Source organism: Flagellimonas onchidii (genome assembly GCF_004804315.1).
Classification (GTDB): domain Bacteria; phylum Bacteroidota; class Bacteroidia; order Flavobacteriales; family Flavobacteriaceae; genus Flagellimonas; species Flagellimonas onchidii.
In genome coordinates, this window is the sequence record NZ_SRXX01000037.1 from 1 (window position 1) to 7,452 (window position 7,452).

The window sequence follows — 7,452 nt, forward strand, 5'->3', positions numbered from 1 at the left end:
CAATTTTTTTCATTTTGGTAAGATTTAATCGGTTAACGGCCACCAAAGTAGGATAATGATCAATGGTTTTGGCCTGCCAATTGACGGATGCCCTGTTTGGATTGACGGATGGGCCTTCTTCGCCAAAGTGGCTTGGCCACGACGGCTGAAGCTTTGGCATAAGCACAGCCGAAGCATGATGTGGAATCATACCATTGTGACATGGATTCCGTGTCAAGTACGGGATGACATACTGGACGGATTACGAAACATATTTAAGCTTCACTTGTTGGCACATTCGGCATTGTTAGGGGGGAGGATAGTGCATATAATGGTGCGGCAAAGCCATTTCATAAACCGACCACCCAGTTTGTTTTCCATAAAAAAGGAATCACTTTTTACACTTTATCGATTTTGATTCGATTTTAATCCTGAGGTATTCAAAATCAAAATTTTGTAAAACCGACCAGCGGGTTGGAATGTTAAAATTTAAGATTATTGGGATTATATTGTAATTGAAACATCCCAGTTTCGACCTAAATTCTTAATATTAAGAGTACGATAGGACTCATATTTTGAATAACAGGGGATTACAGGAAACGGCTGTTTTGATTTTTGCGAACTCTGCGGAGGTAGATGTTCGTAATAAGATATCTATAGCCAGACCAGAGCTGTTTCAAGAACTTACCGAACATACCCTTCAAGTAGTAAGGCAATCAGGCCTGCCCTTTTTTCATATTTCGGAAAAGGAACAACACGGGAATACTTTTGGGGAACGCTTTTCCCACGCCATTAAAAGCATTTATGATAAGGGCTATAAAAACGTAATCACCATCGGAAATGATAGTCCTGAACTTAGGGCACATCATATTCTTGAGACCGATAAACAGCTAAAACATGGCAAAACTGTTCTAGGCCCGACTCTTGATGGTGGTTTTTATCTAATGGGATTGCATCAATCGAATTTTGATGCCCAACTTTTCCAAAAATTACCTTGGCAGCGCGTGGGGTTGTTTCATAAAATTTCCCAATTGTTTAGAACGAATAGTTCAACGCTTTTCACACTTCCTATTCTTCGCGATATCGATGTTCTTGAGGATGTAAAGGTTTTGTTGAATTTCATTGGACGAATTCCTAAAACTGTCTTTAAAGTCTTGGCGGACTTAGCCAAAAGAAGCATACAATTTTTCGAAACGTATATTCCCAAACCGGAAATTCGTTTCATCATTTTTTCTTTCAATAAAGGTTCACCCAACCTTTTGTTATTCTCTTAATAACCCAAAATGGCATTTGCCATTGAACTCCCTCTTTTACTAATTCGAAGTATTGGCTTCTTGCCATAAAAACATAGGATGTAAAAAGGGCTTTATTTCAATTCAATATTCAAAAAAACATAAATACCAAAAAATGGCAAATAGTTATTACGACCCGGCAGATCTTCGAAAATTTGGAAAAATCACTGAATGGAGTGAAGAGATAGGCAACAAATTTTTTGATTATTACGGTAAGGTTTTCGAAGAAGGAGCACTAAGTGCTCGAGAGAAGTCCCTCATCGCTTTGGCTGTAGCACATGTTGTTAAATGCCCTTATTGCATTGATGCGTACACTAAAGATGGATTGCAAAGAGGAATCACCAAAGAAGAAATGATGGAGGCCGTTCATGCGGGAGCTGCCATAGAAAGCGGTGCCACTTTAGTGCACGGAGTTCAAATGATGAACAAGTATAACAAGTTATCAATGTAAGAAGTACAAGGTTAAAAGTACGAAGGAGACTTTCTTAAATACAGTCAATTCGAGTTTTTCCTGTCAGATTGAGCGCAGTCGAAATCAAAGGGAAAAGTATCGAGAATAAATGTTTTGAAGATAAAACTTAAAACAATGAGTGAAAGTATAATGCCCCAAATTAAAAAGGCGGCCAAGAAATCCCTTAAAGCTAGGGATGGCGAATTAGCTTCCATCAACAGGCAATTGGACATTTTGAATGGGGGGATTTTTGCCGATGGTGAGCTTCCCTATTTTAAAGATAAGATTTCAGAAATTGGCCATTTTCCACTGCGACCCAACAAGTTGGAAATCTTGCAAATCAATGTTGGCTATATGTGCAACCAGGTATGTGAGCATTGCCATGTGGATGCAGGACCGGATAGAAAGGAAATCATGACACAGGAAACCATGGAGCTTTGCTTGGAGGTCATCCGAAATACTGGAGCACACACCTTGGATCTTACCGGAGGTGCTCCCGAAATGAATCCCAATTTTAGATGGTTTGTGGAAGAAGCGGCCAAAGCGGGTATCCAAGATTTTATTGTCCGTTCCAATTTGACCATTATCCGCGCCAACAAGAAGTACTACGATTTGCCGGAGTTCTTTAAAAAGCACAACGTGCACGTAGTTTCATCCATGCCGCACTACACTCGAGGTAAAACAGACAAACAACGTGGGGATGGGGTTTTTGATAAATCCATTAAGGCGTTACAGGAATTGAACGCAGTAGGGTACGGGATGCCGGATAGCCCTTTGCGTTTGGATCTCGTCTACAACCCTTCCGGAGCGTTTTTGCCCGGTGACCAAATGGCCATGGAACGTGATTTTAAAAAGGCTTTGGATGAGGATTTTGGTATCCAGTTCCACAATCTGTTTGCCATAACTAATTTGCCCATATCCCGCTTTTTGGATTACCTGATCGCTTCAGAAAACTATGAGGATTATATGTACGCCTTGGTCGAAGCTTATAATCCAGCTGCAGTAGCCAATGTGATGTGCACCAACACCATTTCGGTAAGTTGGGATGGTTGGCTGTACGATTGTGACTTTAACCAAATGCTCGATCTAAAGGTCGCCAGCAAGATAAAACACATCAAAGATTATAACGAAGATGTTCTAAACAACCGCAATATCATTATATCCCAACATTGCTATGGCTGCACCGCTGGAGCGGGAAGCAGTTGTCAAGGTACAGTAGCGTAAACTAAATCAACCCACCAAATTACGCGAAACTCTTAAGAAAGAACTCTAGATGAAAAAAATCTTCATGCTAGCTGTACTATGTTGTGCAACTTTATCATATGCCCAGGAAACCACAGGAAAACTGGAAGGAAAAATAATGACAAGCGATGGTGATCTATTGGAATTTGCCAATATCGTGGTCACAGACGCCGAGACCAATTTTAAGTTCGGTGCCATTTCCCAAGAATCCGGTTACTATTCCGTACTGAACATCCCACCTGGAAATGCTTACACCATTATGGTGAGTTTTTTAGGATACCAATCGGTATCAACACAAAATGTAAGCATCAATCTCAGCGAAATCACGCATCAGGACTTTGTTTTAATGGAACAGGGTGAAACATTGGATGAGGTTGTGGTAATCGTCAATCAAAACAGGCCTTCAGAATTTGAACAGACCATCAACTCAGAATCCTTAAAAAACACTCCAACTATTACCCGTAGCATTCAAGATTTGACCCGAAACCTCCCGGAAGCGAACCTCAACTCCTTTGCTGGAGCCAGCAACCGTTTCAATAACCTCAACATTGACGGTGTGGCCAACAACGACGTTATCGGTTTTCAAGAACCGTCGAGTGGAGCGGCAGGTTCTTCGGCCAATGGAAGTCCGGGAAGTTTGGCAAGAACGCAGCCCATTGGTTTTGGAGCCATAAAACAGTTATCCATCAAAACCACCCCTTTCGATGTGAGTATCGGGAATTTTTCAGGAGCCAATCTAGATGTGGTCACAAAAAATGGAACCAACAAGGGAGAAACTGAAGTTTATGCCTATGGCAATAACCAAGCTTTGGTGGGCCGATATTCGGATGGTACCGAGCAAAACGTGCAGTCGTTTTATAATTTTCAGGTCGGTTTCTCCAAAGGAGGTGCTCTTAAAAAAGACAAACTCTTCTATTTTGTAAATTTTGAACAGGCTACTTCCAATAATCCCGTTTTAAATGCTCCCGGCAGTTCTAGTTCCAATATTTCAACCGCGACCATAAATCAAATTGTTGACAAACTGCGCACAGATTATAACTATGATCCGGGTACCTTTACTGACGCAGCGCTGCGGACCAATAGCACAAAATTCTTTTTGCGGTTCGATTTCAATATTTCTGACCGCACCAAACTGACCTTACGCAATAATTATGTAAACAGTTTTGCCGATAACTTGGAATGGAACGAATCCATTTTCAATTTTGGAAATCAAGGATTTCGACATAATAGTGTGGCCAACAGTTTTACAGCTGAGTTGAAATCAAATTTTGAGAATTCCAGTTCAAACCTCTTGAGTATCGGCTATAATTATGGCAAAGAAGGCCGTGATTTTAATGGGGAAGTTTTCCCTCATTTACAAATTTCAGATGCCTCAAACCGAATCTTTGCCGGGACCTATCGCGAAGCTTCCGTGTACAACACCAAATTGAATACGCTTCAAATCTCTGATAAGTTCACCCTGTTCAAAAACAAACATACTTTCACCTTTGGCGGATTGGCGCAATACAACGACATTGATTATGGGTTTTTATCGGCTTGGAACGGACGTTGGGAATACAGTTCCGTGGATAATTTCTTGAACGATAGACCTTCGCGCATTCGAGGTGTGTACCGCTTAAGTGATAACAATTTCGATTTTGTGCAAAGTACTCCTTCGGCAACAGTGGATATTTTGGTAACCGGGCTTTATGCGCAGGACAGGTTCCGATATTCGGATAGACTTTCGTTGAATTTTGGACTACGTTTGGATTCCCAATTTTTGCTGAACGATATTCCTTTGAGTGAAGAAGTGATCCGAACCCCAGAGTTCAGTCAGTTTAGCAATAAGATTCGAACTGCTCCCCATATCAATCCAAGGTTTGGCTTTGAGTATGCCTTTGATGAGGATAGAAAGATAAAACTGCATGGTGGAACCGGACTTTTTACGGGACGATTACCCTATTTATGGTTCGCTTACGCCGAATACATTTCTGGCACACAATATTTTAATGTAGATGTGCGGTCCGATGGTGTTCAGCCCATTGTCAATGATGTTTCGGATTTGGCAGGAGATTCGCCCATTGCGGAAATCAATTTGGTGGACAACGATTTTGAATTACCACGAGATTGGAAGAGTAGCATTGGCCTGAACATAAAATTGCCCAACAATTATGACCTTACTTTTGATGCTTCCTACACCAGAGTCCTAAAGGGTATTTTCTTTCAATCTATAAATAGAAGGGATAATCAGGGCACTTTTGATGGTGCCGATAACCGTTCTTATTTTTTAGAAACGGGAGATGCCATTAAAATCAATTCCAATTTTACCAATGTGTTTTTGTTGACGAATTCCGACAACGGATTTCGATACAATTTGACCTTGGGGCTGTCCAAATCCGCGAATAATTATAATGGTTATGTAGGCTACACCTACGGGCGAAGCAAGGACATTTCGAGCACGGTTCGAAGCTCTCCAGCTGCAAATTTTGAATGGAACCAGTCCATTACACCCAATGCACCAAGCTTATCCGCTTCGAACTTTGATTTGAGACATAGAATCGTAAGCACGCATACCTACGGTTTTGATTTGGGGAAAACAGGGCAGTTGGAAGTCTCGGCACTCTATAATGGCACTTCGGGTAGTCCATTTTCTTTTGTATACCAGGGTGATGTAAACCGGGATGGTTCCTCAAGAAACGATTTGATCTATATTCCTAGGGATGCTTCCGAAATCAACCTAATCGATATTGTGGATGGTAACGGCACGGTCACGCAAACAGCGCCCCAACAATGGGACCGTTTAAATGCTTTTATAGAAAGTAATGACTACTTGCGAAGTAATCGCGGTGGATATGCTGAACGGAATGAATCCAAAACACCTTGGAACCACAGATTGGATGCGAAACTGGCCTATAATATCAACCTAAAGGAAAGCAAGCAGTTACGTTTTTCCATGGATATTTTTAATGTATTCAATTTGGTGAACCGGGATTGGGGCCGGTTGGTTTTTGTGCCCAATGTGGTCAACTCTAACTTTAGCTTGCTACGCTTTCGGGGCATTGAAAACAACCAACCCCAATTTCAATATAGCAATACGGATGCTACACCTTGGGTGGTGGACAACCAAAACTCACGTTGGCGCATGCAGTTTGGAGCGAGTTATCGGTTTTGACAAACTGGCTTTCTTGTTTACTTAGTTTCAAATTTGAAAGAAACGATTTTCCACCTATTCCCAAAAATCATGTTCTTTTCAACCGTCCAATCCCCTCCTGTGGCGACCATTAAATATATATCCTTGATATTCAATTCGAAATCGTTATTGGTTTTGCCTTCTTTGAGTTCAATTATCTTTCCTAGTTTTTGATCTGTTAGTTGACAAACCATTTTCGCTTTTAGTTTGGCTTTTGCGATTAATTTTTCAAATAATCGTTCTTCCCACGAATCATTTTCATCGAATGTGATTTGTCCAACATTGCCGGTTATAAAATCAAACTTTTTCAGTTCAGAAGTTAGGGTCTCCAGCTCCTTAGATTCTGACAAATCCACCGCATAACCCAAATTCCAAAACCCCACGTAATCATGAATTTGATATTTTTCATTGTTCAACGGTCTAATCTTATAGTTTTTAGACTCTAAAAAACTTTTTAGTTCAGCTAGCTTTTCTCGCATTTTGGTTTTGGTCGAGTCCGTGATTCCATGGGCACTTTCGGTATAATTTACAAACCTGTCCTGACTAATTTTGATTTCATACTCAAAATTGATGGGTTTTAAATGGATGGAATCTTTGACCTCAATTTCAATAAACCCGGTTTGACCAAATCCCAAATTGGTCAAAAGGAAAGCTAGGCAAACTATTTTTCTCATAAGTTTTAATATAAAGTACAGTGATTTATATGGAAATTTTCCATCTAACAAGCAGAAGTGAATTTAGCCTATCTCAAGTTAAGATTCAAGATTAAATTAATGAATGCTGTCTTAATTGAAAGAATGCACAGTTATAACTCCTTCCTTTTCTTCGCTAAAGCTTCGAAAAGGGTAAGGGAAAGTGGCCGAAGGTCGGAAGGGATGGTTTTACCCTTTCCGTCCACTAAAGTGGATATCTTTCCCTTAAAGGGAAAGGAACTTTTTACCAGGTCAATTTTAAGCACAATACGGATGCAACGCCTTGGGTAGTGGATAACCAAAATTCACGTTGGCGTATGCAGTTTGGGGCGAGTTATCGGTTTTAGGAGGGATTTATCAGCAGGTTTTTTGAACGATACTTATACAAAAGGTTATTTTTCTATATAAATGGCCTATGATGTACAACTATATCATTCTTTGGTTTTAAATATTCTTTAAAATGCTTTCTACCATATTTTTCGGCCGATTTATGTCTAATAATATGTAATAGTTAAGACTTAATCTGACAATCTTAATAAATTAGTTTAACCCTTAAATTAGATTTGTCAGATGAGTACAGAAGAAAAGATCATCAAACCAAAGTTAGGATTATTAGAACTTGCCAAA

At 40.2% G+C, this 7,452-nt stretch carries 6 protein-coding genes; 4 read left to right on the forward strand and 2 right to left on the reverse strand.

The genetic code is table 11. The annotated features are described in order from the left end of the window. The coding region (locus E4661_RS19195) for a hypothetical protein (protein ID WP_205728986.1) at nucleotides 1-190 on the reverse strand (190 nt) is incomplete at its 3' end. A 364-nt stretch (nucleotides 191-554) separates the two neighbouring features. On the opposite strand from E4661_RS19195, the gene E4661_RS18630 reads away from it, so the two are divergent. The 4 genes from E4661_RS18630 (at nucleotide 555) to E4661_RS18645 (ending at nucleotide 6,115) form a co-directional block, all read left to right on the forward strand. Beyond that, complete coding sequence (locus E4661_RS18630) at nucleotides 555-1,253, forward strand: TIGR04282 family arsenosugar biosynthesis glycosyltransferase (protein WP_168796438.1); 699 nt, start codon at nucleotides 555-557, stop codon at nucleotides 1,251-1,253. Between the two features lie 133 nt (nucleotides 1,254-1,386). Next, the gene (locus E4661_RS18635) at nucleotides 1,387-1,722 is read left to right on the forward strand and encodes an arsenosugar biosynthesis-associated peroxidase-like protein (protein ID WP_106144907.1); all 336 of its coding nucleotides are present in this window, start codon (nucleotides 1,387-1,389) and stop codon (nucleotides 1,720-1,722) included. Between the two features lie 135 nt (nucleotides 1,723-1,857). Continuing rightward, nucleotides 1,858-2,946 carry an arsenosugar biosynthesis radical SAM (seleno)protein ArsS gene (gene arsS / locus E4661_RS18640; RefSeq protein WP_205728987.1) on the forward strand — a complete coding sequence of 363 codons (1,089 nt, stop codon included), beginning with the start codon at nucleotides 1,858-1,860 and terminating at the stop codon, nucleotides 2,944-2,946. Between the two features lie 49 nt (nucleotides 2,947-2,995). Continuing rightward, complete coding sequence (locus E4661_RS18645) at nucleotides 2,996-6,115, forward strand: TonB-dependent receptor (protein ID WP_136468976.1); 3,120 nt, start codon at nucleotides 2,996-2,998, stop codon at nucleotides 6,113-6,115. A gap of 17 nt (nucleotides 6,116-6,132) precedes the next feature. Here E4661_RS18645 and E4661_RS18650 read toward each other — a convergent pair whose 3' ends face one another. Further along, nucleotides 6,133-6,807, reverse strand: coding sequence for a hypothetical protein (locus E4661_RS18650; protein WP_136468977.1), 675 nt, complete (start codon nucleotides 6,805-6,807; stop codon nucleotides 6,133-6,135). Between the last annotated feature and the right edge of the window lie 645 nt (nucleotides 6,808-7,452).